The sequence below is a fragment of the Bradyrhizobium sp. WSM2793 genome (assembly GCF_000379585.1).
Classification (GTDB): domain Bacteria; phylum Pseudomonadota; class Alphaproteobacteria; order Rhizobiales; family Xanthobacteraceae; genus Bradyrhizobium.
Genome location: NZ_KB902849.1, coordinates 1 through 1,108 on the forward strand (window position 1 = coordinate 1; position 1,108 = coordinate 1,108).

The 1,108-nt window shown below is 67.3% G+C and carries 1 protein-coding gene; it reads right to left on the minus strand.

Annotated features, from left to right (window positions below; genetic code table 11):
- The coding region (locus A3AS_RS44570; protein WP_245283412.1) for an Ig-like domain-containing protein at positions 1-1,108 on the minus strand (1,108 nt) is incomplete at both ends.

Sequence of the window (1,108 nt, forward strand, 5' to 3'; positions counted from 1 at the left end):
GCCGTCAGATCTGGCGTGCCACCGGTCGGTGCCGTCGTGTCGAGGGTGAAGCTCAGCGACGCCGAGCCGGTGTTGCCAAAGGTATCGGTTTGGCTTGCGACAATGGTGTGTAGTCCGTCGGCCAGCCCGGTCGGTGTAAACGACCACGCCCCTTGCGCATCGGTGGTCACCGTCGCTGCGATCGGGCTGCCGTCGACGGTGAAGTGCACCACGGTGTTGGCAAGGCCGGTGCCGTTCAGCGCTGGGGTGGCGGTGACATGGTCGGTGGCGGAGGTGCCGGTGTCGAAGACCAGGGCCTCGGTCACGGTCGGACCGGTGGTGCTGAGCGTATAGACCACCGCGCCGCTGGTCGCGGTGTTGCCGGCCGCATCGCTCACCCGTGCGGTCAGCGAGTTCAAGCCGTTGTTGAGCGTGACCGTGGCGCTCCAGGTCCCGTTGGCCTGCACGATCGCGGTACCGATCGTCGTGCTGCCGTCCAGGATGGTGACGGTGGCGCCGGCATCGGCGACGCCGACCGTGCCGGTGATGATCTGGCTGGCCTGGTTGACGAGTCCGCCGGTGCTGGTGATGGCGACCGTCGGTGCCGTCGTGTCGAGCGTGAAGCTCAGCGCCGCGCTCGTCGAACTGTTGCCGGCGACATCGCTGAACTGCGCCGTGATCTGTTTGGTGCCATCGGCTCCGAGATCGCCGGCAGTCACCGTCAGGCTGACGCTGCCTGCCGTCACGTCGGCGGCCGTGATCACATGCGTGACCGGGTGCGCCAGCGGCGCGCCGCCCAGCAGCAGCTGCACCGTATCGCCGATGGCAACCGTCGGGGTCAGCAACACCGTGAAGCTTGGCGACGTCGCCGAAGTGATGTTGTCGGTAGCTGAGGTACCGCTGTCCGAGCCCGCTGTCAGGTCCGGTGCACCGCCGGTGGGCGCCGTTGTGTCGAAGATGAAGCTCAGCGACGCCGAGCCGGTGTTGCCAAAGGTATCGGTCTGGCTTGCGACGATGGTGTGCGGTCCATCGGCCAGCCCGCTCGGCGTAAACGACCAGGCGCCTTGCGCATCGGTGGTCACTGTCGTCGCGATCGGGCTGCCGTCGATGGTGAAGTGCACCACGGTGT